Raw genomic sequence first — 25,039 nt, 5'->3', positions numbered from 1 at the left:
AGGCGACCGGAAAGCTGCGGGCCAACCCTGGGAACCGCCAACGTCCGGTCTCGCCCGCACAGGCCCCGCACAGCGGCGAGGGCGTAGCGCTTCCTGTCGCGGCGCGGGCCGACCGCAGAGGCGCCGCGGTGCCCGATTCCGTCCTCAGTGGACAATTTCATCGCGATCCGGCCGCCCGCGACCGCCTCCCCCTGCTCGAACGCCGGGTGCCGGGTCCGCGGTTTCAATACCGCGGACCCAGCACCTTGCCTCGCACGCGCAGCGGCGCGAAGACGGGCACCCGCGATTTCTCCATCGCATCAAATGTTTCCCAACAGCGAAATCTTCGGCGTATGCTCAAATATTGGTACTGATCTCCCATATTTTGAGATGGACGATATGATTGCGCAGCCGGGCACCTACACCCACGGACACCACGAAAGCGTGCTGCGATCGCACCGCTGGCGGACCGCCGAGAACTCCACCGCGTTCCTGATCCCGCACCTGCGGCCGGGCACCAGCGTGCTCGACATCGGCTGCGGACCGGGCACCATCACGCTGGATTTCGCCGCCCTGGTCGGCCCCGGCCAGGTGCTGGGCGTGGACAACGTCGACGAGCCGCTGGAGATCGCCCGCGCCGGGGCGGCCGAACGCGGCCTGGACAACATCACCTTCGCCAACGCCGACGTCTACCGCCTGCCGTACGACGACGACTCCTTCGACGTCGTGCACGCCCACCAGGTGCTGCAACATCTGACCGACCCGGTCGCCGCGCTGCGCGAGATGCGGCGGGTGTGCAAGCCGGGCGGCATCGTCGCGGCCCGCGACGCGGACTACGGCGGCATTCGCTGGTCACCGGACAACCCCGGCCTGGACCGCTGGCTGGAGCTGTACCGGCAGGTGGCGCAGCACAACCGGGCCTTCCCCGACGGCGGCCGGTACCTGAAGACCTGGGCGTTGGCGGCGGGGTTCAGCGACATCACCTGCACGGCTTCGGCGTGGTGCTTCGCGACGCCCGAGGAGCGCACCTGGTGGGGCAACCTGTGGGCGGACCGCATCCGCCGGTCGTCCTTCGCCGAGCAAGCCCAGGCCCACGGCCTGACGACCCGCGAAGAGCTGGAAGAACTCGCGACGGCCTGGCACCGCTGGATCGAAGCCGAAGACGGCTGGTTCGCCGTCCTGAACGGCGAGATCGCCTGCCGCCCCTGAAGCCGGGCAAGACCGGCATCCGCCCAGGTCCGGAGCCAACGCAGGCCAACCCGGCTTCCTCTTCCCGCAGGACGAGGCTGGAAAGCTTCCGTTCAGTTGTGGCGTTCTCGGGCGGCGAATTCCGACCAGAAGTCGCGCAGGGTCTCGTAGCGGGTCGCGACCTCTTCCGCATCGTCGGCTTCCATGGCATCGACGATCGCGTGCACGTCCTCGGCCGAGGTGTCCGCGTCCAGGTCGCTGGACGTCATCAGCTGCACCAGGCCGCCGTAGTCCAGCTCCACCGCCGAATGCGGGTGGAAGCGCTCCAGCCAGCGGCCGGTCTCCCGCAGGATCCGCGTCGGCCCTTCCTCACCGATGGACTTGCGGCCGATCGCGTGCGCCCGGGCAACCCGGCGCCGCGCGTCGGCCATCGCCATCCGCCAGCACACCCGGCGCCGGCCCGGCTCGGTGAACACGCATCGCTCTTCCGGGTCGACCAGTACGAACCAGGGCAGCGGGACGGTCCAGGTGGACGACAGAACGTGCACCGCGCCGCCCGCGAGCTCGCTGACCACCGCGCTCGCCCGCACCTTGGCCTTCTCCACCGGCACCTGCAGGGCCGCGGTCCGCAGCGGGATCTCCGCGTCCCCCAGGAAGCCGACAAGCGCAGCGGCGGCCCGCCCGCGCAGGTCCAGCGGGCACACCAGTGGGCCCGGCCCGACCGTGGCCGCCGGAGCGCTGGGCACGTCCGCCGGGTCGAGCACCAGCACGTCACCAACGCCCGTGACGGCGCCGTCGGCGGTCTCGCCGGGCAGCAGCCGGGGCGGCGCGGCGAGCTGGCTGCGCAACCAGACGTCCTGCTCTCGCAATCCGGCGTCGAACGGGTCGACCGGCCCGCGCTCGACGGCCGCCGCCAGTTCCTCGCGCAGCGGCGGGTCGAACGACGACAAGGGCTCGTACACCCTCAGGTAGGCGACGAACGGCTCTGGCACAGCCAGCATGGTGTCATGCGGCCAGCGGGCACCTGCGGCTGCCTCGCCGAGCACCGAAAACCGCTGCCAGACGGGCCTTCGGCGGGGGAGAGTTCGACGTCACCCAAGACACGGCCACTCAGTCATGGCACCACGTCGCGTCCAACCGCCTCGACACGGTACGGTAGTTACAGGAAAAGTTGTCGAGATCATGCGGGGCCGACATTCCCCTGTCCGCCCCGCAACCCTGTGCGAGGGGGTCGAGCCATGGGGCGCGGCCGGGCTAAGGCCAAGCAGACGAAGGTGGCCCGCGAGCTTAAATACAGTTCCCCCGCCATGGACATCGAGGCGTTGCAGCGCGAGCTGTCCGTCTCGGAGTCCGGCGAGTGGTCCAGTGAGGACCGCGATGACTCGCGCGACGACGGGTACGACGACTACGACTACGACCGACGTTGAAGCACATCTCCACGAGGACGGCGGATGAACGCTGTTCGCTCGATGGTGAGGTGCGTCGGAGTCGTTTGTCTGACCCGATGTGCATGAGCGGGTGGGGTTGACGAGTTCGCAAGTCCCACATAGGAGGAGCACCGTGAGTGGCGTTGCCGGTGGACCGGCGACGCCACTCGCGTCTGTCTGCTGCCTCCGAAAACGGCGCTGCCCGAAGAAGAGTCCGGCGCGATCGCGCCGGACTCGCCGATAGCCGACGGGTAGCTGCGGCCCCGCGGGGTTGAAGATCGGGGTTGAAAAACGCTGGCGCGCGCGGGCCGCCTCTCGGCGGGTGGCACTGCAGGGCTCCAGCCGGACGGTATTCCCAGCAGGCGGTAGTTGGAGCCCGGGGGCACGCGCGCACGCCAGCTATTGGTCCAACGACCGGGAACCCGTCAGGATTCCCGGTCGCGATCACAGATTTCACGTGCGCGGTTCGATCTTCGCCTTCGACCGCGGGGCAGCCGCTCGGCCCACCCCGCAACCGGCACCGCCGCGGGTTCTCAGGCTGTGCCCGCCCGACGGCTTCCCGGCGAGGCCAGTCCCCGACGTGTGAATTGGCATTCATGACGTCGGGGATCCCGCAGCGAGACGGCGCCTGAGGGTTTCAGCTACGCCGCGCAAGACGAGTCTGCAACGCAGAGATCAGAAGCGCGGGTGATTGCCGCGGAGGACCACGCGGTCTTCCTCGCCGGTGCCTTCGACGGACGGCTGCTTGGCGATCTCGCCGAGCACCCAGGCCGGCACGTGGCGGGCCGTGAGCACCGCGAGGGCGCGGTCCACGTCTTCGGCGGTCACCACGGCGACCATGCCGATGCCCATGTTGAAGGTGCGCTCCATCTCGTCGGTTTCGACCCGGCCGCGCTGGGCGATCAGCCCGAACACCGGCGCCGGCGCCCAGCTGCCCCGGTCCAGCACCGCCGTCAGCCCCGGCGGGATCACCCGCGCCAGGTTCTGCGCCAGGCCACCGCCGGTGACGTGCGCGAACGTCCGCACGCCCGCCTCGGCGGCCAGCGCCAGGCAGTCCTTGGCGTAGACGCGGGTCGGCTCCAGCAGCTCCTCACCGAGGGTGCGGCCGAACTCCTCGACGTGGCCCTCCAGCGGCATCCGGGCGATTTCCAGCAGCACGTGCCGGGCCAGCGAGTAACCGTTGGAGTGCAGGCCGGAGGAGCCCATCGCGATCACCACGTCGCCCGGGCGGACCTTGTCCGGGCCGAGCATCGCGTCCGCCTCGACGACCCCGACGCCGGTGGCCGAGATGTCGTACTCGCCGGGCGCCATCATGCCGGGATGCTCGGCGGTCTCCCCGCCCAGCAGCGCGCAGCCGGCCTGCACGCAGCCCTCCGAGATGCCCTTGACCAGGTCGGCGATCCGGTCCGGCACGACCTTGCCGACCGCGACGTAGTCCTGCAGGAACAGCGGCTCGGCGCCGCAGACCACCAGGTCGTCGACCACCATCGCGACCAGGTCGATGCCGACGGTGTCGTGCACGTCCAGCGCCTGCGCGACGGCGAGCTTGGTGCCGACCCCGTCCGTCGAGGACGCCAGCACCGGCGCCTTCCAGCGGTCGAGCTTGAGCTGAAACAGCCCGGCGAACCCGCCCAGGGAGCCGATCACCTCGGGCCGGGTCGCTCGCTGCGCCCACGGGCGCATCTTCTCGACCGCCTCGTCACCGGCCTCGATGCTCACGCCCGCTGCGGCGTAAGTGGCTTTCGGACTCTCGGTCTGGGCAGACCCTGCGAGCAGGTCTTCGGACACGACTGGCTCCACATCTTGGTGCGAGTTTGCGATTCGCCGGACGCGCATGTGTAGCACGTTCAACGCTACGCGCCGACGGCGAACCTCGGGCAACAACGGTGCGGTCGTCAGGGCCGCTGCAGCGCGTCGGCCGCGCCGTAGCTGCTCGGCAGCACCGGTTCGGCCGGTCCCGCGACACCGCGTTCTGCCTGGTTGAGGCCCTCCAGCAGGTACTTGCCGATGCGGGCGTCCGCCGGCAGCGGGATCGGGTAGTCGCCGTCGAAGCAGGCCGCGCACAGCCTGGTGCGGGGCTGCTCGGTCGCGGCGACCAGGCTGTCCAGCGACACGTGGCCGAGGCTGTCCGCGCCGATCGAGCGGCGCACCCCGTCCATGTCCAGGCCGTTGGCGACCAGCTCGGCGCGGGAGGCGAAGTCGATGCCATAGAAGCACGGCCACTTCACCGGCGGCGAGGCGATCCGGACGTGCACCTCGATCGCGCCGGCCTCGCGCAGCATCCGGACCAGGGCACGCTGGGTGTTGCCGCGGACGATCGAGTCGTCCACCACGACCAGGCGCTTGCCGCGGATCACCTCGCGCAGCGGGTTCAGCTTCAGCCGGATGCCGAGCTGGCGGATCGTCTGCGACGGCTGGATGAAGGTCCGGCCGACGTAGGAGTTCTTGACCAGGCCGTTGCCGTACGGGATGCCGGAGGCCTGGGCGTAGCCGATCGCGGCGGGCGTGCCCGATTCCGGAACGGGGATCACCAGGTCGGCGTCCACCGGGTGTTCCTTGGCGAGCCGACGGCCGATCTCCACGCGGGTGCCGTGCACCGAGCGGCCCGAGATCGTCGTGTCCGGGCGGGCCAGGTAGACGTACTCGAAGATGCAGCCCTTCGGCTTCGGGCTGGCGAAGTGCTGGGAGCGCAGTCCGTCGCCGTCGATGGCCAGCAGCTCGCCGGGCTCGACCTCGCGGACGAACGACGCGCCGACGATGTCCAGCGCGGCCGTCTCGCTGGCCACCACCCAGCCGCGTTCCAGCCGACCGAGCACCAGCGGGCGCACGCCGTGCGGGTCGCGCACCGCGTAGAGGGTCTGCTCGTCGCAGAAGACCATCGAGAAAGCGCCGCGCACCGTGGGGAACAGTTCCATCGCGGCCTGTTCGAGGCCCTTGTCGGCGGCGTGCGCCGCCAGCAGGCCGGTCACCAGGTCGGAGTCGCTGGTGGCGCGCGCGCAGCCGTTGGCAGGCGAAGACGCGTTGGCCGTGGTGTCGGCGCCCTCCTCGGCGAGGCGGTCCAGCAGTTCCGCCGTGTTGACCAGGTTGCCGTTGTGGCCCAGGGCCACCACGCTGCCGGTGGCCGTGGTGCGGAACGTCGGCTGGGCGTTCTCCCAACTGCCGCCGCCAGTGGTCGAGTACCGGGCGTGCCCGACGGCGACGTGGCCGCGCAGCGACGCCAGGGTCTGCTCGTTGAACACCTGGCTGACCAGGCCTAAATCCTTGTAGACGAGCACCTGCGAGCCGTCGCCGACAGCGATGCCGGCGGCTTCCTGGCCGCGGTGCTGGAGGGCGAAGATGCCGTAGAAGCTCAGTTTCGCGACTTCCTCGCCGGGAGCCCAAACACCGAAGACGCCGCATTCCTCGCGGGGGATGTCGCGTTCGAGAGCAGGGCCGGAGAGGTCTGTAGGGGTACTTGCGTTAGCCGGTTGGGGCCGGTCGGTGACCACCGAGAACTCCCTGAAGGACGAAGCCGGAGTTACACCTCAGTGTAAGGCTCCCGTGTCCGAGATTTTTCTTCCGGTCAATTGAGCCTGGTCACAGCAGCTCTCCAGGCCCGCGTCAGCGGAGGTGTGCGGCATGCGGCTCCGCCCCGCCTTTGCTGCCAAAAATTGGCGCGGGGCTCGGGGTGGAGCGGCAGGAGAAGGATTGCCGGGCGCTGGCCGAGCGGTTGGGGTGGCTGGTGGTCGCGGTGTTCGTGGACAACGACATGTCCGCGTACTCCGGCAAGCCACGCAAGGACTACTTGCGGATGCTGGCGTTCCTGCGGGCGGGCCGGGGGGATGCGGTGCGGCCTGGCACACGGACCGATTGCACCGGTCGCCGACCGAACTGGAGGAGTACATCACGGTCTGCCAGGACCGGGAGGTGCCGACGCAGTGCGTGAGGGGACCGAGTACGAGATCAGGCGCACCACGACCGCCGCCGAGCACGCCGAGGCCGAACACACCCGCTGGCGGCAGGCGGCCAGCGGGCTCGGCCCGCTGGCCGCCGCCCCGCCGGGCCACGCCGAGCGCGAGGCCGAATGGTGGGCCGCCGAAACCGCCCGCCTGGACGCCCGGCTGCGAGACCTCCTGGACGATCCGGACGCCGACCAGGTGTGTTGAATTCGTTTGAACAGGCCGCCGGTAACACCGCCGCTGATCTCTGCGACCTACAGGAGACCTACCCCCGCAGTACGCACGAAAGACCAGGTGAGCCCGTGTCCGAAGGGCTTCACTTCCGCCGCGTGCCTGGTCTCCGCGCGGTGGACCTCACCCTGAGTACCCGCACCGTGGACCTCGGCGGCGAACTGCTCGCCTACCCCGGGATGCTGATCACCCGCACCGTGAACGGCCGCCCGGTCGCCGAGGAGTGGCTACCCGTAGGCGACGACCCGACCGAGGCCGACGACGAACACGTCATACAGCGGCTTCACGCGGCCCTGTGCTGGCAGCACGGCACCGCCAACAACGCGACACGCCCCGGTGGTGCCGCCTGAGCGGCACCACCGGGGCGTGCACAGCCGTTCTCAGCGGCCGGAATCGGGCGGCAGGGTGACGCTCTGCCGGTCCGGGGTGATGGTCCACTCCCACGCCGACAACGGCGGCTCGCCGCGTTCGACCCACCACCGGTAGGCCGCCTCGGCGGCATCCCACAACCGGCGCGGCCCGACTTGGCGGACCCGGAACCGCTCCCCCTCGGGGACCACGCTGGCCCACGACCCCGACAACGGATCGACCAGCCACGCCACCCCTGGCCGGTCCTCGCTGGCCTTCCACACGTCGTAGCGGCAGCCCGGCAGCGCTACCGCGATCGGCCACCGATGATCATCGGCCAGCAGCGGCACCCACGGGGCCAAGTCGGTCCACGACCGGTCCGCCGAGTCGTCATCCCACCGCATAGTCCCGAAATCGACTGAACTCACGCGATGCGATCGCATGTCCATAAAGGACACTTTCAGCCGTTCCACCGCGTGTCCGCGCGCCGTGCCGTCCTCGACGACGACGAACCGCACCAGTGGCCCGGTCGCCATGTCCGCCCGCATCGGGGCGACAATCACCCCGCCCGGGACAGTGCGCTCAACCCACGAGTACGGCAACTGTCCAAGATGGACACCAGCGGTCGCGATGATCCGATCGAACTGGCGATCACCCGCAAGTCCGGCCGCCGCGTCGCCTTCGATCGTCTCCACCCGCTCATACCCGGCCGTGCGCAGGTTCGCCCGCGCTTGACTGGCCACCTCCGGGTCAATCTCCACCGTGGTCACGTGGCCGGACCCGCCGACGATCTCGGCCAGCAGAGCCGCGTTCCACCCGGTTCCGGTGCCGATCTCCAGCGCCGCGTCCCCGGGTTGGGGCTCCAGCGCCCGCAGCATCCCCGCCACCACCGAGGGCATGGACGCCGAACTGGTCGGACGGTGGCCGATTTCGGGCCACGCGGTCGCCCCGTCATCGAACTGGGTCACCAGCGGCCGGTCCGCATACACCGCAGACAGCCACCGGTCCGGGTCGGTGGCCCGGTCCACCGCCGTGTCCTCGGCCCCGTCGCCGGGCTGATACCAGAACCGCCCCGGAATGAACCATTCCCGTGCGGCAGCAAGGAAAGCCGGGTGGAACTCGGCGGGCAGATCGCCCGCCGAGTCCAACTCGGCCACCAGGCCGCGCACTCCGTCCGGAGCGGCCACGTCGGTCAATTGCTGCCCAGTTCGTAGTCCTTCGGGTCGATGTCGTCCGATGTCTTGCCGGTCTGGCCGTCCCGCCCCACGTCGTGCTTGCCGCCGTCGGTCGTGTCGTCGTTCTTGTCCTTGCCCACTGCCGTGACCTCCTTCGATCTCATTCACGCTAGGAACCCGCGCCGGTCGCGCGGAACCGTGCTCGTTCGCCCGGACCAACGGCCCCGGCCAGCGCAGTCGGCCGGATACTGACCGGCCGCCGTATCTCCATCGGCACCCCGCAGCCGGGAACCGGCCGCAGTACCGCTATCGGGGCGTCCGGATGCCCCGGAGGGTCGATCGTGAGCACCGCCCGCAACGTCCAGGCCGCCGAGGCGTGGTAGTGCCACGAGACCAACTCCGGGGCGAACACGTCCGTACTCGGGAAGGTCGGCACCCGGTACGCCGTCGCGTCCTCCTCGCCGCGCAGGATCACCACATCCGCGCAGGTATCCCACTGGAACACGTGCCCCACCACCTCCGGCGCGTCCTTCGGCCCGAACACGTACAACATCCACCCCCGACGGCGAAGTTCGGCCAGCAACTCCTCAACCTCGGAACAACTCACGCTGCGCTGCCTCCTGCCAATCCTCGGCGTCGATCTCCTCCGCCTGCTCGGCGATCTGCCGACGCCTCCGCCGCCGCTCCGCCCACTCGTTCACCGCGAACGCCAGTCCGCTCACCACCGCCGAGCCGACGACACAGCACGCCATGAGCGCCAGCGCTGCCATGAACGACATCCGGCACCCCTTCCCGTCGTGGTCGGGCTGCCCCGGTCGGCCGGGGAGACTTCGGGGGAAAGTCGATCACCGGCCGGGGCAGCCCCGCCCTGTAGCCTCGTCATCACAGCGGGGTTATGTGATGGGTTTGGCGTCTACTGGCGTCTACAGGTGGTGATCGGTGTCTGACCTCGGCGTGAACCTGCGGGCAGCCCGTGAGGCTGCCGGAGTCCTGTTCTTGATGGTCTTGCTCCGGCACACCCGCGAATGTCTGGCGCGCCTAGCTCGAAGCTAGGCGATGGCGGCCGACGTATTCCTCGGTCGGCCACTCGATTGGTTCCGGCGGTTGGCGGGCAGGCGGCTCGGGATGCGGGGTTGCGACCGATATCGCATCGACGAGTTGCCACACCATCACCGCCCCGGGACCAGCATCAGCATGCTGCCCATTCCCGCCGCGCAACGGCAGCAGTGCGGCCACCACGAGCACCGCCGCGACAACGCCCAGAAAAACCAGCAGACTGCCCGGCTCATCCACCACGGCAAGGACGCTTGTTATCACTGCGCGCCTGCCTCTCGTGCCGCCGCATCGCGGCGATCCCGGGCCTCGTCCCAACAAGCAGCGCAGGTCGGGGAGAGCCAGTCGATCGCGGTCGTCTTGACGACGATCACCGTCGTGCCGCACAGGGTTTCCCGCTCCTGCCCGGGATACGGGAGTTCGACCGGCGACAACCCATGCCGAACACCGTCGACCGGCCGCCAGTACGCCACCAACCCCGCTGACTGAAACATGTCATGCATCGCTTCTCCTTGCTGCCGAAGGGGAAGGCGGTGGCCCCGGGTCGGGGAAAGGGGAGGTGCCGGGGCCACCGCCACGCGGTGACGCACCGTGCTGCTAACGTCACCGACAGCAGCAACGCTAGAGGCTCCTGGGATATTTATCTAGCTCAATCATGCTGAAGAGTGATCGACACACGGAAGGCCAGACGTGGCGCCAAGCTCATCGACCGTCGCAAACTGGGCACTTGGCCTGCGGCTACGCGAAAAGCGGGAGGATGCCGGCCTCACCGGCGGCGAGGCCGCGAAGAAGATCGGTATCGCCGGTGCGTATCTGTCCGAAGTGGAGCACGGCAAGAAGAACCTGTCCACGGACCGGCTCGATGCACTGATCAACGTGTACGGGTTCGAGGACGGCGAAGCCGACGAACTGCGCAGGTTCCGTGAGCAAGCAACCGAACGAGGCTGGTGGACCAAGTACTCGACGCTGTTCACCAACCCGGACTTGATCCGCTTCTTCGGGCTGGAACACGGCGCGGAGCGCATCCATTCCTACGCGTGCAACATCGTTGCGGGAATGCTCCAGACAGACGAATACGCGCGGGCAATCATCGAGTCCGGCAGCCCCAACCTTCGCCTTGCGGAGACGGACAGGCGGCTGCGCTGCCGCCTGTTCCGGCAGCGCCGTCTGACCGATGACGATCCGGTGCAGTTCTGCTCGATCATGAGCGAAGCAGTGATCAGGCAGCAGATCGGTGGGAAGTGCGTCCTTAAAGGACAACTTGAGCACCTGGCGACACTCATCGACGAACGCCCCGAGACGATCGAGGTGCGAATCGTCCCGTTCGAAGCTGGCGCGCACGATGCCTTGGGTGGCTCGGACTTCCTACTGCTGGGGTTTCCCGGCGAGGAACTACCGAGCGTGCTCTGGCAAGAATCGATCACTTCCACGGTGCTCACCTCCGACGCCGTAACGATCCGCGAATACTCCATCGCGCTTGCTGGCGCGACGTCGGTCTCAATCAGCCGCGAAGAGTCGTTTGAGCTGATCAGAAAGGCTTCCAGCAAGCTGTAAACCCGGACTACAGTTGCGCCCATGAGCAGCACCCAAGCGGCCGGACTGAATCGAACCGCTAACTGGCGGAAGTCGAGCCGTAGCGCGAACAACGCCCACTGTGTGGAGGTCGCGGTGATGACGCGAGCGGTCGGCGTGCGAGACACCAAGGACCGCGACGGCGGCACGCTCCTGTTCACCACCGAGCAGTGGACATCGTTCACCACGAGCCTGAAGCAAGACTGAGAGGTCGTGAGTGTGAAACCTCTGGAGCCCGGTTTCACACTCACGACCACCTGGTCACGCCCCGGCAGGGGAGCCGCTCGGCGAAGACCTCGTGGGCGCAGGTCATGTCCTTCGCCCGGTCAACGCCGGTAAAAGGCAGGGGTAGCGGCCGAGGACGGCCTTCATGATTCGATCACTAACACCCACTTCACGGAATCAATCATCTCGGTAGGAGTGGGGCTTCGTGCCGTGGCGGGACGGGAAGTCCGGCGGACGGCGTTCGGCGAAGGCGCTGAGGCCTTCGCGGGCGTCGGGTGAGGTGAAGGCCTTCTGGCCGTAGAGGGCTTCGCTGTGGAAGGCCTGGTCCTGCGGGAGGTCGCCGAGGCGAAGGACGGCCTCCTTGATCGTCGCGAGCGCGGTACCGCTCTTGCCCACCAGCCGGTGAGCGCGGTCGAGCGCGGCCTCGAGCAGCTCCGGCGCGGGGACGACGTCGTTGAGCAGGCCGTACCGCAGAGCTTGGGTAGCCGGGATCCGGTCACCGTGGAGCATCAGCTCCATCGCCCAGACGTACGGGATCTGCCGCGTCAGCCTGGTGAGCGTGCCGCCGGCGGGCACGACACCGACGCCGCTTTCGGGCAGCCCGAACTCGGCGGTGTCAGCACTAATGCGGATGTCGGTGGACAGCATGATCTCGAACCCGCCGCCGAGGCACAGGCCGTTGATGGCGGCGATCACCGGCTTGAACAGCGTGGTGTGCTTCTGGTGGGCGGCATCCCATGCCGAGATGTCGAAACAGCCTTCGGACAGGGCGGGGATGGACTCGGTGAGGTCGGCGCCGACGCAGAAGGCGCGGTCCCCGCTGCCGGTGAGGATCGCGACGGCGAGTGAGTCGTCGTCGCGGACCTCGGCGAAGGCCGCACCGAGTTCTTCGTACATCGCGAGTGTGAGCGCGTTGAGCTTGTCCGGACGGTTGAACCGGATGATCGCGACCGCGCCATCGCGGTCGAGGGCGATGCCGCTCATCAGATCACCCCCTTCTCGCGCAGCTCGGCGATGCGCTCGTCGTCGAGATCGGCGAGTGCCCGCAAGACCGTGCCGGCGTGCTCACCGACCTTCGGCGCGAGCCCACGTGGCTCAGTGGGCGTGCCGGTGAGCTTGATGGGCGAGCCGAACATGCGCAGCTGCCCGAACTCGGGGTACTCGACGTCGACGATCATGTCGCGCGCGGCGATCTGCGGGTCCTCGACGACCTCACCGATGTTCTTGATCGCGCTCAACGGCACGGCGTCACCGACGATCTCCTCCAACTCGGTCTTCGTCTTGTCCTCGAACCACTTCTGCAGCAGCGTCCGGACCCGTCGTTCGTAGACCTCGGGTACGAATCGCTTCGCCATGGTGTCGATTTCGGGGTCGTCAGCGAGCTCGGGCTGTCCGAACAGGTGGCAAGACAGGCGCCAGAACTTGTCGGTATAGCCGCCGAAGAACACGAACCCGTCCTTGCACGGGTAGAGCTCGTAGGGCTTGACGAAGGGATGTTCGTTGCCCAGCGGTCCGGGGATCTTGCCGTCGACGGTGTAGGACACGACAGCGTTCTCCGTGAGGCTGAGCACCGAGTCCTGTTGGGACACATCGACCAGCTGTCCCTCGCCCGTCTTTTCGGCGTGCCGCAGTGCGGCCAGGGTGCCGATGACGGCGTACAGCGTCGCGGACAGGTCGCCAATGATGGTGCCGACGCGGGCGGGTGGCTGGTCCTGGAACCCGTTCATCGACCACAGGCCGCCGGTGGCCTGCGCACTGTTGTCGTAAGCGGGCCGGCGCCGGTACGGTCCGGTCTGGCCGTAGCCGGAGATCGCCGTGTACACCAGGCGCGGGTTCTCCCCACGCAGCACGTCGTAACCGACGCCGAGCTTGTCCATCGTGCCCGGCCGGAAGTTCTCGACCAGGACGTCGGCGCGCCGCACCAGCTTCTTGAGCAGGTCCTTACCGTCCTCAGTGGATAGATCGATGGTGAGGCCGAACTTGTTCCGGTTGTACTGCGCGAAGAACGCGCTGAACTCCTCGTCCGGTCCGCCCGGCTCACCGGACGAGGAGGTCAGCTTCGGCGGGAAGTCCCGGGTGTAGTCCGGTTCCTTCGGGTTCTCGATCTTGATCACGGTCGCGCCGAGGTCGGCCAGCAGCATCGAGCAGAACGGGCCCGCCACGACCCGGGTGATGTCCAGGACCACGATGCCGCGCAGCGCGCCCCGGGACAGCCCGCCAGGCAGCATGCCCACGATCGTGTCGTCGTTGATGGTCATGTTCGTCCCTGATCCGTAGGTGGTGGCTCGTCAGCTCGCGGCCGCATCCACCCGAACGCAGGCCTCCAGGAGGGTGCCGCACGAGGGGCTGTAGAACTCGTCGATCAGCACGCGGCGGCCCTCGGTGCGCGGGCGGACGCGGACTCCGTACTCGGCCAACCGCTCAGCGGCGACGTAGGTGACCTTCCGCGCCTCGCCGCGCCAGTCTTCGCCGGTGCCCAGGCGGGCGCCGCTGGCGGGCACGTACCAGCCGTCGGCGTCGCGGCGTGGCGCGGAGGACCCGGCCGGCGAATTCGGCGGGACCTGCAGGGCGGGGGTGCTGCCGAGGCGTTCCTGGCGCATCGCGGTGCGGGCTCGCCGGGTGGCCGCCTCGTCGACGGTGTCATCGGTGACGATCACGCCGTAGGTGCGCTGCGCGGTCTCGCCGGTCACGTAGCCGTCGCGGACGTCGGCGGCGACGAGCTGCGGGGCGCGCAGCAGCGGGTCGCCGTAGCCGCCTCCACCGGCGATCCACTGCACGAACACGTCTCCGGCGCGGACCCTGACCGACTGCTGGTTGATCTCCAGCAACTCCCGGTCCGCCGCGCTTAGCGTGTCCGGGGCGGGCACCAGGCCATCGGCGAGCAGCCGGGCGACATCGGTCTGGCGCCAGACCTCGTGGCCGCTGCCGCCGCCGGGCAAGCCGCCGCCGAAACCGTCGGCGACGACCTGGGCGTTCGGGGCGAACACCGTCTGCGTGACCTCCCCGGCGCCGTGCAGCGTCCACGCGAAGCGCAGGCCCAGCCCGCCGCGGTGGGCGCCGTGCCCGGCGCTTTCGGTGTTGAGCTGTTTCCACAGGTAGAGCACCGGGTACAGCATCTCGTTCATCTCGACGTCGGGCAGCATGTTGTTGACCTGCGTCATCATCCCCGCGCAGTCGAGCCCGTCGCGGTCCGGCTGGGCGCCGGCGCCCATGCCACCGCCGTCCATGTTGAACAGCACGAAGTACTCGCCGTCATCGGTGGTGCCCGCGGAGATCCCGCCGGTCCACGAGTCGCCCCACACGCCCTGGGTTCGGTCGCGGATGGTGTCGTCGTCGCTGCGACGGCAGGCGTCGTTCATCAGCTTCGTGACGACACGGCTGACCCGGGCGCCGGTGGTGAGGTGCCCGTTGCTGATCGGTGCCGGGGGCCGGGGATTCACGATCGACCCCGGCTCGGCGACGATGTCGAACGCGGTCATGACGCCTTCGTTGAACGGGACGTCCCAGGCGAGGATCGGCACGATGGCGGTCGCCACGCTGCCGACCAGCGCACCGTAGCTGCAGTTGACGAAACCGTCGGTCTGCTCGCTGGAGCCGGTGAAGTCGAAGGTGATCTGGTCGTCGCGTTTGGTCATGGTGCACGCGACGCGGTACAGCTCGTCGACGTGTCCGTTGTGCTCGGTCCACTCCTCGGCGGTGTAGGTGCCGTCGGGGATGCGGGCAATCCGGTCGCGCACGACCTGCTCGGCCAGCTCGAACGACAGCCTCGTGTAGTCGCGGAACTGCTCGATCCCGAACTCCTCGATCGTGCTCAGCAGACGCCGGATACCGGTGTTGTTGCTCGCCACCAGGCTGCGCACGTCGTTCCAGAACAGCGCGGGCACGCGGACGTTGTTGAGCAGGATCCGGCGCACCCACTCGACGGGCTCGCCCCGCTCGAAGATCTTGACGCCGGGCGGCAGCCGCAGCGCCTCGGCGTAGCAGTCGTGGGCGCCGGGCGCGAACCCGCCGGGCGTCATGCCACCGACGTCGACCAGGTGCGCTTGCGACTGAGCCCAGCCGATCAGCTCGTCGCCGTGGAAGATCGGCGAGATCACGTTGGTGTCCGGCGGGTGGCTCGCGCCCGCGGTGTGCGGGTCGTTGCAGATGAACGCGTCGCCGGGCGCGAGCGGCTCGCCCTCGATCGCCTTGACCAGGTTCTGCACAGCGACGCTGCCAGAGCCGATGTGGAACTGGACATAGTCCGAGTAGGCGTAGATGCGGCCCGTGGGGTCGAACAGTGCGGTGTTGAAATCACCGGCCTCGGTGATCACCGGGGAGCCCGACGAGCGGATCATCGCGATGCCCATCTCCTCCACGATGGAGTCCAGGCGCATGCGGATCACTTCGAGGGTGACGGGGTCGAACCCGTCGGGCAACGTGCGCGGGGTGCTGGTCATGGTCGTCTCCTTTGACGGGCGGGGGGTCAGCGGTCGGCGAGGCGCAGCAGGAAGTCGCCGCTGTCGGTGAGTTCGACGGTGGCGCCAGTGGGCACGTAGACCGTGGTGTCGGGCTCCTCCAGCAGGCACGGACCGGTCGCCCGGCCGAGCGCACCGAACCCGCGGTGCACGTCGATCTCGACGCGCTCGCCGGTGAGCGGCTCGATCACGTCGCGGCGAGTGAGCTCGTGGCGCTCCTCGCCGGTGCCCGCGACCTGCTCCACCGTCTGCACGTCGCTGCGGCCGATGGCCCGGACCCGCGAGTTGACCAGCAGGATCTCGGCCTCGGTCCAGGCCGTGCCGGCGCCGAACTCTTCCTCGTAGTCGGCGATGAACTGGGCGCGCAGCGCGTCCTTGTCCGCCTCGCCGAAGGTGCCCGCCGCCAGGCGGGTGGTGACCTCGAAGATCTGGCCCACGAACTTCATGTCCGCCTCGCGGTGCAGCTCGCGTCGGCCCTCAGGGATCCCCTCGGCCTCGAACCATGCTTGTGCGCGTTCCTCGAGGACGGCGAACTCCTTGTCGAGCGCCGCCGCGGGCTGGTCCATCGTCCACGGGCTCGTTTGCACCGCGGAGAACACCGAGTCGGCGTGCATGAGGCCGTGCGCAGAGAAGACCGCGGCGTCGCGCGGGATCACGACCTCGCGGACCCCGGCCTCGGCGGCGATGCTGGCCGCGAACAGCCCGCACGCGCCGCCGAAGCCGACGAGGGTGAATTCGCGCGGGTCGTGGCCGCGGTTCACGGTGATCTTGCGCAGCGCGTTGGACATCTGCGACGTCGCCAGCCGGTACATGCCTTCGGCCGCCGCGTCCTCGGTGATGCCCAGCGGCTCGGCCACGTGCTTGCGCAGGGCAGCCCGCGCCTGGTCCTCGTACAGGGGGACGGTGCCGCCGAGGTAGTAGTCCGGGTTGATCAGCCCGAGCACGAGCGCGGCGTCGGTGACCGCGGGCCAGGCGCCGCCCTTTCCGTAACATGCCGGGCCCGGCACGGAGCCCGCGCTGTGCGGGCCGACGCGCAGCAGGTTCCGTCCGTCCACCCAGGCGAGGCTGCCGCCGCCGGCGCCGATGGTCTCGATGTCCACGGCGGTCAGGCTGGTGGGCAGGCCGCCGATCTCGGCGCGGGGCAGCAGCCGGAACTCGTCGTCGATGATGGCGGCCGCGTCGAGGCTCGTGCCGCCCATGTCCGCGGTCAGCACCCGCCGGCGGCCGAGCTGCTTGGCCAGCAGCCGCGCGCCGGTGACTCCGCCGACCGGACCGGAGTTGAACATCGAGATCGGGGCCTTGCCGGTCTCCTCCACCGACAGGAACCCGCCGTGCACCTGCATGATCTGCACCCGAGCTCGCAGCCCCCTGCTCCACAGCTCGTCGGCGAGGTGGTCGAAGTGCGACGCCACGATCGGCTTCACTGCGGCGTCCAGTGCGGTGGTGACCATGCGCTCGTACTCGCGGTAGACCGGCGTCAGCCTGCTGGAGAGCGTGTACGGGATGTCCGGGTGATGCTTGTGGAGGTACTCGCCGATCGCATTTTCGTGGGCGGCATTGCGGAACGACCACAGCAGGCAGACCGCGATGGCCTCGGCGCCGGTCGCCAGCACCGCGTCCACGGCCGTGGCGATCGCGTCCTCGGTGAGCGGGACGAGTACGGTGCCGTGCGCGTCGACCCGCTCGGCGACCTCGACGATGCGGCGACGCTCCACGATGTCTGGCGGCGCCGACATCTTGTGCGGGTCGCGCTCGTCTGTGCGGGCCGACCGGGCGATGCGCAGGGTGTCGCGGAAGCCCTGAGTGGTCAGCAGCCCTACGGCGGCGTACTTCTGCTCATCCACGGCGTTCGTGACGATGGTGTTGCCCAGGACGAATCGGTCGACCGCGGCGAAGAACTCGGCCTCGGTCATGCCTGCGCGCTCCCGCAGCACGCCCAGCGCGCCGAGGATCCCTGTGGTCACGTCCTTGGTCGAGAACGCCTTGCCACGTATCGCGTGCCCGTCGACGACCGCCACGGCGTCGGTGAACGTGCCACCGACGTCGATGCCCACGTGAAGCGTCATGCTCGCTGTCTCCTTTGACTGCGTCGGTGCGGCTCGTTCCGGGCTGACGGATGGTATGCACGAAAGGTTCGTTTCGGGGAGACACCGTCTAACCCGCGGTGTGGACAGTACGAGCGCGAACCCGCCCTAGACTATGTATCGTTCGCCCAGGATTTCCCTGGACAGCCTGGGCGATCGGCACACGGATCGAGGTGAACTCCGTGACGGAGACGCTCCCAGGCGACGTTATCGTCAGTCTGCTGCAGGCGGCTTCGGCTGAACAGGAAGTCGATGTGGACGGCCTGCTCACCGACGTGCCCCTGTCCGAACAGGACACCACGCGGATCCGCTACGAAATACGCCGCCTACGCGCCACCTCGGAGCGCTGGCGGCGCCGCGGTCAGGAACTCGCGGCGCTGTTCTCCTCCGCGCGCGAGCTTGCCCAGCTTCGGGACGTCGATGAACTGCTCGGTCGGCTCGTCGAACGAGCGCACGACCTCGTCGGCACGGACGTCACCTACCTGTCCGAGTTCGATGCGAAGAGCCGCGAACTCCGCGTGCGAACCACGCTCGGGACGGTCGCACCGTCGTTCCTCGGCTTGCGAGTGCCACCCGGCGCGGGCCTGGCCAGCCAGGTGGTCGAAGGACGCCGTCCCTACTGGACGTCCAAGTACGCCGCGATGACCGAGGCCCCGCACGACTCCGCGATCGACGCCGCCGTGGCCGCGGAAGGCCTCGTGTCCCTGCTCGGCGTCCCGCTACTGGCCGGCGACGAGGTGATCGGGGTGCTGTTCGCCGCCAACCGCGTCGAGCACGCTTTCTCCCCTGAGGAGATCTCCCTGCTGTCAGCCTTTGCCGACCACGCCGCCATCGTCCTGCAGACCGCTCGCCTGCTCGCCCGCACCCAGGACTCGGCCGACGACGCCCGCCGCGCCTACGGCGAGCTCGCCCGCCACGTCGAAGCGATGGAACGGGCCAGCGAGGTGCACAGCGACCTCACCAACCTCGTGCTTCAAGGCGGTCAAGCACCAGACGTCGCGACCGCGCTCGGTCGCGCCTTGCGCTGCCACGTCACGCTTCGCGACCTCGAACACCTCGACGGCCCCGTCGCCGACGCGGTCGACCACAGCCGCCACAGTGGTCGGTGCACGCCCGCGAGCGACGGCACGTACGCCGTCGCCGTCCTCGCCGGGCCGACCCTGCTGGGCGCGCTGCTGCTAGAACAGGGCGAGGTCGAGTTCGGCCCCGTCGAGCTGCGCACCGCCGAACGCGCCGCTCAGATCACCGCGCTGCTCAATCTCAAGCAGGACGCCATGATCGAGGCCGAGCAGCGCGTCCGCGACGACTTGCTGGCCGACATGCTCTCCGACGCCCCCGACCGCCGCGCCGACATCGCCACCCGCGCCCACGCACGGGGCATCCGGCTCGACGAGTTGCGGTCGGTGGTCGTGATCTCGGTGCCGGCCGAACTGCGCCGCGAGGCCGTCCGCGCCCTGCGCCGGACCGGCGGCCCGGTCGGCGAACATGCCGACCGAGTCGTGGCCATCACCTCGTATCCCGACCCAGCCACCGCGAGCACACTCATCCACACCATGGTGCGCCGCACCGTACGGGCACCAGTTCTGGCGGTCGGCGCAGGCATCGCCGACGCCACCGTCGACCTACGCACCCAGGTCGACGCGGCCTCGGCGTGCGTGCGGATCCTGCCCGCACTCGGGCTGAACGACACCGCCGTCACCACCGACGAGTACCTCCCGTACACGGCCCTGTTCGGCCCAGGGGAAGCGCGCGTGACGACGTACGTGCGGCGCGTCATCGGGCCCATCCTGGACTGGGACGCCAAACACGCGGGCAAGCTCCTGCCCACCCTCGCCGCCTACCTCGGCAACCGGATGAGCCCAGTCGCCACCGCCCGTGCGCTCCACCTGCACAAGAACACCGTCCTCCAACGCCTGGAACGCACGACCGAACTACTCGGCGAGGACTGGCAGGAGCCCGATCGGCTCTTCCGGATCACCGTCGCGGTCCGCCTCGCCACCCTGGCCAAAAGCCCATAGTCCTACCGTCATCAGTGGATGATCGGCCCATTCCCGGCCGATGCGCGGCGAACTAGCGTCCTCTTCCGTACCGCAGCAACACTGAGGTGGGAGGGGCGCCATGCCGCGCACCAGTCGTATCCAGGGTCTCCGGGACCTATCCGTCGAGGCCCGGCGCAAGTTCGTCGCCGAAGCCGCCGGCATCGACCCCGCGTCGATCGCCGCCTTCGACCCCGCGCACGGCCTCGGCACCGAACTGGCAGCCCACATGATCGAGAACGTGACCGGGATCCTGGGCATCCCGCTGGGTGTCGCGACGAACTTCGTGATCAACGGCACCGACGTGTTGGTGCCGATGGCGACCGAGGAAGCCTCCGTCGTCGCGGCGGCGAGCAACGCCGCCAAGATCGCGCGCGTGCGCGGCGGGTTCACCACGTCCTCGACCCCACCCGTCATGCAGGCCCAGGTCCAGATCGTCGGCGTCGCTGACCCCGAGGCCGGGCGAGTACGGCTGCTCGAAGCCCGCGACGAGCTGATCGCGCTCGCCAACGACCAGGACCCCAAGCTCGTCGAGTTCGGGGGCGGCGTCCGGGACATCGCTGTCCGGTTGGTCCCCTCGCGCGCCGGCACTTACGTGGTCGCGCACCTTCAGGTCGACGTTCGCGACGCCATGGGCGCCAACGCGGTCAACACGATGGCTGAGGCCATCGCCGCCCGGGCAGCCGAGATCGCGCGCGGGAGCAGCTTGCTGCGGATCCTCACCAACAAGGCCGATCTCCGGCTCTCCCGTGCCCGCGCGGTGTTCGACGCGGACGCGCTCGGCGGCGCCGAGGTCGTCGACAACATCATCCACGCCGCCGCCCTCGCCGAAGCCGACCCCTACCGGGCCGCCACTCACAACAAGGGGATCATGAACGGCATCACAGCCGTCGTGCTCGCCACCGGCAACGACACGCGCGCCGTCGAAGCCGGCGCCCACTCCCACGCCGTCTCGCCCGCCGGGCTCTACACCTCGTTGTCCCGCTTCGAAAAAGATGCCGACGGCAATGTCGCCGGCACCCTCGAGCTGCCCATGCCCGTCGGTCTCGTCGGTGGCGCCACCAAGGTCCACCCGGCCGCGCAGGCCGCGATCACCCTGCTCGGCGTCCGCACCGCCGCCGGACTCGCGGAGATCATCACCGCCGTCGGCCTCGCCCAGAACCTCGCCGCCATCCGAGCGCTGGCCACCGAAGGGATCCAGCGCGGCCACATGTCCCTGCACGCCCGCAACATCGCATCCGCCGTCGGCGCGACCGCCGAGGAGGTCCCGGCCGTCGTCGCCCGGCTCATCGCAGACCAGAAGGTCCGTGCCGACCACGCCGAGCAGGTCCTCGCCGAGCTCCGGGCCGGACGATGATCGACTACGGGACCGAACGGCTCCCTGGCCTCCCCGAAGCCGTCACCATCTGCGAGGTCGGCCCCCGCGACGGGCTCCAGAACGAGTCCACGCCGGTGCCCGCCGACGTGAAGGTCGAGTTCATCGAACGCCTTGCCGACGCCGGGCACACCGTCATCGAGGCGACGAGCATGGTCCATCCCAAGTGGGTGCCACAGCTCGCCGACGCCGAAGAGGTCCTCCGTCGCCTCGACCGCCGCCCCGCGGTCCGCTACCCCGTACTCGTGCCCAACCAGCGAGGCCTGCAGCGGGCGCTCGACCTCGGCGTCACCGACATCGCCGTGTTCGCCTCGGCAACCGAAAGCTTCGCCAAGGCCAACCTCAACCGCACGGTCGCCGAGTCGCTCGAGATGTTCGCCCCCGTCATCACTCAGGCCCGCGAAACCGGGCTGCCGGTGCGCGGCTACCTGTCCATGTGCTGGGGCGACCCTTGGGAAGGCGCGGTTCCTGCGGCACAAGTCGTCGACGTCGCGACCAAACTGATCGATCTCGGCTGCACCGAACTAAGCCTCGGCGACACCATTGGCGTCGCCACCCCCGGCCGCGTCGTCGCGCTGCTCAACGCCCTCACCGCCGCCAGAGTCCCGATTGGCTCGATCGCCGTTCACTTCCACGACACCTACGGCCAGGGGCTCGCCAACACCCTCGCCGCCCTCCAGCATGGAGTGACCACAGTGGACACTTCGGCAGGCGGCCTGGGCGGCTGCCCCTACGCCGACAGCGCCACCGGCAACCTCGCCACCGAAGACATCCTCTGGCAGCTCGAAGGTCTCGGCATCCACACCGGCCTCAACCTCACCAAGCTGGCCGAAACGAGTAGCTGGCTGGCCGGTCACCTCGGCCGCGAAAGCCCCTCTTCGGTCGTGCGCGCGCTACGGAAAAGCTGAGACCAGCCGTCGCTCCGGCCTCGCGCGTTACGCAACCGCTACGACGACGGCGCAAACCCGTGGACTCGGCAGCCCGGCCTAGACACTGAGCGAACGGGGGGGGCGATTCGGGCGGGCAGGCGTCGACGAACAAGAGAAGGCCCCCGTGTCCGGGGGCCTCTTGGGCGCGCGGGGGCCCTGTACTCCGCCCGCCACAGCGAGCGGGCTGCGATCCATTACGGGACGTCCAACTCGCCACGATCCGGGCCTGGAGGGGCGTCTCCTGTTCATGAACTACTCCCCGAGCGCGCCGGACTCCAGGCTGCGGGCCACGGAAACGGCCTGGTCGGCGAAGCGTTCATAGAACCGGGCCAGCAGCGCCAGGTTTATCGCGGTGCGGGTCCCGTGCGGCCATTCCGCGCCGGTGATGGTGGTCATGACCTGGGTGCGTAGGGCGTCAAGCTGACCGTTCAGGCCGCCGCCGAGGCGGAATTCTGCGCCTGCACACGGGCTCGGCGGCTTTCGTGCGCAGCGGCCAGGCTGGCTCGGCAGGTCCGGATGATCTGCCGGGTCGCCGCGGTCTCGAGGGTCTGGCGGCACCGCGTGCACACCACGGTCACCGATCCGGTCAGCTCGTCGACCGCGACGGACGCCTCGGCCTCGCAGCGGCGGCACCAGCGGTGCCCGGTGACGGGGATGACGTGCATCGGCGAAGCGATGCATTCGTGTGCCCAGCGACGGTGAACGTGGCAGGTGATGCGCGCGTGAGCCGAAATCTCCTCGCGCTCCTCCACCGCATCCTCGAGGATCAAGGTGTGTGCAAGGCGGCGGTCACGGAGGTCCGCGTAGCGCTCGCCGTACCGCAGTACCTCCGCGGCGCTCGGCCAGAAGGGACGCAACGAACGTCGGGGCTGCGGCGAATCCGGCTCGATTCGGTCGGGATGTGACAGGGGGAGCATGGCCTTACCTTGAACGGGTCTACTTGGTCGGGTTGACACCAGTGTCTTTAGTCCCGACTACGCAGACATCGGTGGCACTACGTAGCCCACTGCTTATCTATATCTGAGTACGTACTGCGGCGATCATCTGGCCGTGTCCGACCGGCCTCGCTCGGTTCCGGGTCGCGCCGCAGTGCCATCGCACGGTTCAGCCGGGCTGGCCCCGCAGGCAGTGTAGGCGCTGCGCCACCAAGCGGGGCAACCTGGCGAACGCCGCCCCTGTCCGCCATCTCATCCCGAACCGGTCGTAGACCCGAGGTGCCGGAACGCTCACGGGTTGTCGACTCGGACCAGCGGCAACCACTGCGAAACGTCCGAGCGGGAACCGGACGCGGTGAGCTCGCCGCGTTCGAGAGCCTCGGCCCAGCCGAGGCGGCCGGTCGCCAGCAGTAGCCAGGTCCGGGGGTTGGTCTCGACGACGTTGGCCGGGGTGCCGCGGGTGTGCCGAGGGCCGGCGACGCACTGGACCGCCGCGAACGGCGGCACCCGCACCTCGACGCTGTTGCCCGGGGCGACCTGCTCCAAGGTGCGCAGGCTCAACCGCACTGCGGCGGCGAGCTCGGCACGCGCGGGCTGCGGCGCTTCGCCGTCCAGCCAATGCCGCAGGGCTGCGACGGCCTCGCGCATCTCCCCGGGATCAACGGCACGGCGACTGGGCATGCCAGAAGCCTACGAACACAACCCAACCCCCAACCCCCTACCCCAAGCACGGGACACCGGAACACCGGAACACCGAGCACCGAGCACCGAGCACCGAGCACCGAGCACCGGAACCTTGGAGGCTGGTACGCGAGGGGTGTTGCGATATCAGGACCGGGCATCAGGCACCGGGCACGGTGCTCCGGGCACCCCTTGAACCAGTGGACACGCAATTTCAATGGAAATCAGAGGTCCGATTTCCATTGAAATTGCGGAAGTTGTCCACAGCCATCGGCGTGTCGGTGTGCGACACGCCGATGATCCGCAACTTCCATTGGGCTTTTTTCATCCTGATCTTGGCTGGTCAGAGGGTGTGGTCGTGGGTGGCGTGGTGTGGGCGGGCTGGCCAGGGCCATGATCATTTATCAAGATCATCTGACGGTGGCCGTGGTCGCGGAGAAGATGTGACGATGATCATGGCCGGTTGGCTGCAACGAGAGTGCCCCCGGCGGGGTTGGGGAGTGTGTGAAAACCCAATCCAGCCCCGCCGAGGGCACCGAACCCATTGTGTACCAAGCCCAACTTCCCGTGTCGAGGGCCACGATCGACTACCTCGCCTCGCTGATCACCACGCACTGCAGGAAAATCCGCTCTCGCTGGCGCAAGGTGACCCCTGGTACGCAGGCGATCATCGTGCTCGCGGTGCTGCGTCACGACCAGCGGCTGCTGGACATCGCCGGCGGCAACAGGGTGTCGGCCTCGACGATCCGCCGCTGGGTGCTGGAGGTCATCGACCTGCTGGCCGCCCGTGCCCCGCGCCTGGACCGCGTCCTGAGCAAAGTGGCCCGCGGCGGGGGTGAGGTCGTGCTGCTGGATGGCACCCTGGTGCGCACCCAGCGCCGCACCGGCAAGAACAACCGGCGCAACTACAGCGGCAAACACAAAGCCCACGGCCTGCTGTTTCTCGCCCTCACCGACCACAAAGGCAACCTGTTGTGGTTCTCTGCGGCCAAACCAGGGCGGGCCTCGGAAGTCACCACCGCCCGCCACAACAACATCACCACCGCACTCCGGGACGCCGAACTCGGCGCGATGTGCGACCTCGGATTCACCGGACTGGAAGACGACCCCGACGAACCCGTGATCATCATCGGCCGCCGCGCCGCCCGCGCCCACCCGCTCACCGACGCCCAGAAACAAGCCAACCAACTCGTTGCCCGCGAACGCGCCACCTGCGAACACGGCTTCGCCGACCTCAAAAACTGGCGCATCCTCACCCGCCTACGCATGCACGCAGCCAACGCCACCCGCCTACTACGGGCCCTGCTGGTGCTGACCAACCTCGAAATCACCCGCTGACAAACGATCATCAAAAATGATCATCGCCCCTGACCAGCCCACACACACCCCACCCCACCCCGTCAACC

Annotated in this window: 27 protein-coding genes; 11 read left to right on the top strand and 16 right to left on the bottom strand. The window is 69.0% G+C overall.

Annotated elements, in window-relative coordinates; all coding sequences use genetic code 11:
* Window positions 1-369 precede the first annotated feature (369 nt).
* Entirely contained in the window at window positions 370-1,188 is an 819-nt protein-coding gene (locus DL519_RS31865) for a methyltransferase domain-containing protein (protein WP_223839809.1), read from the top strand.
* Between the two features lie 92 nt (window positions 1,189-1,280).
* Here DL519_RS31865 and DL519_RS31860 read toward each other — a convergent pair whose 3' ends face one another.
* Window positions 1,281-2,168 (bottom strand): hypothetical protein, encoded by an 888-nt coding sequence (locus DL519_RS31860; RefSeq protein WP_223839807.1) that lies wholly within the window; start codon window positions 2,166-2,168, stop codon window positions 1,281-1,283.
* A 237-nt stretch (window positions 2,169-2,405) separates the two neighbouring features.
* On the opposite strand from DL519_RS31860, the gene DL519_RS31855 reads away from it, so the two are divergent.
* A complete protein-coding gene (locus DL519_RS31855; protein ID WP_010312648.1) occupies window positions 2,406-2,594 on the top strand; it encodes a DUF3073 domain-containing protein in 189 nt (62 codons plus the stop codon).
* A gap of 675 nt (window positions 2,595-3,269) precedes the next feature.
* Here the strand turns inward: DL519_RS31855 and purM are convergent.
* Window positions 3,270-4,382, bottom strand: a complete 1,113-nt coding sequence (gene purM, locus DL519_RS31850; RefSeq protein WP_190820295.1) for a phosphoribosylformylglycinamidine cyclo-ligase — start codon at window positions 4,380-4,382, stop codon at window positions 3,270-3,272.
* A 107-nt stretch (window positions 4,383-4,489) separates the two neighbouring features.
* A complete protein-coding gene (gene purF, locus DL519_RS31845) occupies window positions 4,490-6,007 on the bottom strand; it encodes an amidophosphoribosyltransferase (protein ID WP_190824344.1) in 1,518 nt (505 codons plus the stop codon).
* A gap of 254 nt (window positions 6,008-6,261) precedes the next feature.
* On the opposite strand from purF, the gene DL519_RS47505 reads away from it, so the two are divergent.
* The 3 genes from DL519_RS47505 to DL519_RS31835 all read left to right on the top strand — a co-directional run bounded on the left by DL519_RS47505 (window position 6,262) and on the right by DL519_RS31835 (window position 7,113).
* Complete coding sequence (locus DL519_RS47505; protein ID WP_223839805.1) at window positions 6,262-6,519, top strand: recombinase family protein; 258 nt, start codon at window positions 6,262-6,264, stop codon at window positions 6,517-6,519.
* Window positions 6,512-6,739 carry a hypothetical protein gene (locus DL519_RS47500; protein WP_223839803.1) on the top strand — a complete coding sequence of 76 codons (228 nt, stop codon included), beginning with the start codon at window positions 6,512-6,514 and terminating at the stop codon, window positions 6,737-6,739. The genes DL519_RS47505 and DL519_RS47500 overlap by 8 nt, the downstream gene beginning before the upstream one ends.
* Before the next feature lie 95 nt (window positions 6,740-6,834).
* Complete coding sequence (locus DL519_RS31835) at window positions 6,835-7,113, top strand: hypothetical protein (protein WP_190820293.1); 279 nt, start codon at window positions 6,835-6,837, stop codon at window positions 7,111-7,113.
* Between the two features lie 30 nt (window positions 7,114-7,143).
* Here the strand turns inward: DL519_RS31835 and DL519_RS31830 are convergent, their stop codons facing one another.
* From DL519_RS31830 to DL519_RS31810, 6 genes are all read right to left on the bottom strand, one after another.
* Window positions 7,144-8,298, bottom strand: a complete 1,155-nt coding sequence (locus DL519_RS31830; protein ID WP_223840398.1) for a methyltransferase domain-containing protein — start codon at window positions 8,296-8,298, stop codon at window positions 7,144-7,146.
* A 5-nt stretch (window positions 8,299-8,303) separates the two neighbouring features.
* The gene (locus DL519_RS49085) at window positions 8,304-8,426 is read right to left on the bottom strand and encodes a hypothetical protein (protein WP_263399741.1); all 123 of its coding nucleotides are present in this window, start codon (window positions 8,424-8,426) and stop codon (window positions 8,304-8,306) included.
* Between the two features lie 29 nt (window positions 8,427-8,455).
* Entirely contained in the window at window positions 8,456-8,893 is a 438-nt protein-coding gene (locus DL519_RS31825; RefSeq protein WP_190820291.1) for a hypothetical protein, read from the bottom strand.
* On the bottom strand, window positions 8,874-9,065 hold the full coding sequence (locus DL519_RS31820) for a hypothetical protein (RefSeq protein ID WP_190820290.1): 192 nt from the start codon (window positions 9,063-9,065) through the stop codon (window positions 8,874-8,876). The genes DL519_RS31825 and DL519_RS31820 overlap by 20 nt, the downstream gene beginning before the upstream one ends.
* A 259-nt stretch (window positions 9,066-9,324) precedes the next feature.
* A complete protein-coding gene (locus DL519_RS31815; RefSeq protein ID WP_190820288.1) occupies window positions 9,325-9,582 on the bottom strand; it encodes a hypothetical protein in 258 nt (85 codons plus the stop codon).
* Window positions 9,583-9,599: 17 nt separating this feature from the next.
* Window positions 9,600-9,842: a zinc finger protein gene (locus DL519_RS31810; protein ID WP_190820286.1), complete on the bottom strand. Its 243-nt coding sequence runs from the start codon at window positions 9,840-9,842 to the stop codon at window positions 9,600-9,602.
* Between the two features lie 187 nt (window positions 9,843-10,029).
* Here DL519_RS31810 and DL519_RS31805 point away from each other — a divergent pair, with 187 nt between their 5' ends.
* Window positions 10,030-10,893, top strand: coding sequence for a helix-turn-helix domain-containing protein (locus tag DL519_RS31805; RefSeq protein ID WP_190820284.1), 864 nt, complete (start codon window positions 10,030-10,032; stop codon window positions 10,891-10,893).
* A 21-nt stretch (window positions 10,894-10,914) separates the two neighbouring features.
* On the top strand, window positions 10,915-11,118 hold the full coding sequence (locus tag DL519_RS31800; RefSeq protein WP_190820282.1) for a DUF397 domain-containing protein: 204 nt from the start codon (window positions 10,915-10,917) through the stop codon (window positions 11,116-11,118).
* Window positions 11,119-11,313: 195 nt separating this feature from the next.
* Here DL519_RS31800 and DL519_RS31795 read toward each other — a convergent pair whose 3' ends face one another.
* From DL519_RS31795 to DL519_RS31780, 4 genes are read right to left on the bottom strand one after another with little or no spacing between them, the layout of a single operon-like run.
* The gene (locus tag DL519_RS31795) at window positions 11,314-12,120 is read right to left on the bottom strand and encodes an enoyl-CoA hydratase/isomerase family protein (protein WP_190820280.1); all 807 of its coding nucleotides are present in this window, start codon (window positions 12,118-12,120) and stop codon (window positions 11,314-11,316) included.
* Window positions 12,120-13,394 (bottom strand): CaiB/BaiF CoA transferase family protein, encoded by a 1,275-nt coding sequence (locus DL519_RS31790; protein WP_190820278.1) that lies wholly within the window; start codon window positions 13,392-13,394, stop codon window positions 12,120-12,122. Before DL519_RS31790 ends, DL519_RS31795 begins: the two co-directional genes overlap by 1 nt.
* 30 nt (window positions 13,395-13,424) lie before the next feature.
* Window positions 13,425-15,575, bottom strand: coding sequence for a hydantoinase B/oxoprolinase family protein (locus DL519_RS31785; protein ID WP_190820276.1), 2,151 nt, complete (start codon window positions 15,573-15,575; stop codon window positions 13,425-13,427).
* A 26-nt stretch (window positions 15,576-15,601) separates the two neighbouring features.
* Window positions 15,602-17,659 (bottom strand): hydantoinase/oxoprolinase family protein, encoded by a 2,058-nt coding sequence (locus DL519_RS31780; protein ID WP_190820274.1) that lies wholly within the window; start codon window positions 17,657-17,659, stop codon window positions 15,602-15,604.
* A gap of 200 nt (window positions 17,660-17,859) precedes the next feature.
* Between DL519_RS31780 and DL519_RS31775 the strand changes: the two genes are divergently transcribed.
* From DL519_RS31775 to DL519_RS31765, 3 genes are all read left to right on the top strand, one after another.
* On the top strand, window positions 17,860-19,695 hold the full coding sequence (locus tag DL519_RS31775) for a helix-turn-helix domain-containing protein (protein ID WP_223839801.1): 1,836 nt from the start codon (window positions 17,860-17,862) through the stop codon (window positions 19,693-19,695).
* Between the two features lie 100 nt (window positions 19,696-19,795).
* Window positions 19,796-21,070: a hydroxymethylglutaryl-CoA reductase, degradative gene (locus DL519_RS31770; protein WP_190820272.1), complete on the top strand. Its 1,275-nt coding sequence runs from the start codon at window positions 19,796-19,798 to the stop codon at window positions 21,068-21,070.
* Window positions 21,067-21,996: a hydroxymethylglutaryl-CoA lyase gene (locus DL519_RS31765; protein WP_190820270.1), complete on the top strand. Its 930-nt coding sequence runs from the start codon at window positions 21,067-21,069 to the stop codon at window positions 21,994-21,996. The genes DL519_RS31770 and DL519_RS31765 overlap by 4 nt, the downstream gene beginning before the upstream one ends.
* Window positions 21,997-22,269: 273 nt before the next feature.
* On the opposite strand, the gene DL519_RS31760 is transcribed toward DL519_RS31765, so the two are convergent.
* The 3 genes from DL519_RS31760 to DL519_RS31750 all read right to left on the bottom strand — a co-directional run bounded on the left by DL519_RS31760 (window position 22,270) and on the right by DL519_RS31750 (window position 23,633).
* Window positions 22,270-22,413 (bottom strand): hypothetical protein, encoded by a 144-nt coding sequence (locus DL519_RS31760; RefSeq protein ID WP_190820268.1) that lies wholly within the window; start codon window positions 22,411-22,413, stop codon window positions 22,270-22,272.
* 32 nt (window positions 22,414-22,445) lie between these two features.
* Complete coding sequence (locus tag DL519_RS31755) at window positions 22,446-22,934, bottom strand: hypothetical protein (RefSeq protein WP_190820266.1); 489 nt, start codon at window positions 22,932-22,934, stop codon at window positions 22,446-22,448.
* A 309-nt stretch (window positions 22,935-23,243) separates the two neighbouring features.
* Window positions 23,244-23,633, bottom strand: coding sequence for a sterol carrier family protein (locus tag DL519_RS31750; protein ID WP_190820264.1), 390 nt, complete (start codon window positions 23,631-23,633; stop codon window positions 23,244-23,246).
* A gap of 504 nt (window positions 23,634-24,137) precedes the next feature.
* Here DL519_RS31750 and DL519_RS31745 point away from each other — a divergent pair.
* Window positions 24,138-24,971: a transposase family protein gene (locus DL519_RS31745; protein WP_190818447.1), complete on the top strand. Its 834-nt coding sequence runs from the start codon at window positions 24,138-24,140 to the stop codon at window positions 24,969-24,971.
* The last annotated feature ends 68 nt before the right edge of the window (window positions 24,972-25,039 follow it).

Origin of the sequence: Saccharopolyspora pogona (assembly GCF_014697215.1) — a bacterium.
In the GTDB taxonomy this organism is placed as follows: domain Bacteria; phylum Actinomycetota; class Actinomycetes; order Mycobacteriales; family Pseudonocardiaceae; genus Saccharopolyspora; species Saccharopolyspora hattusasensis.
The sequence above is the reverse complement of the archived record's forward strand: the minus strand, read 5'-3'. Positions and strand labels throughout refer to the sequence as shown.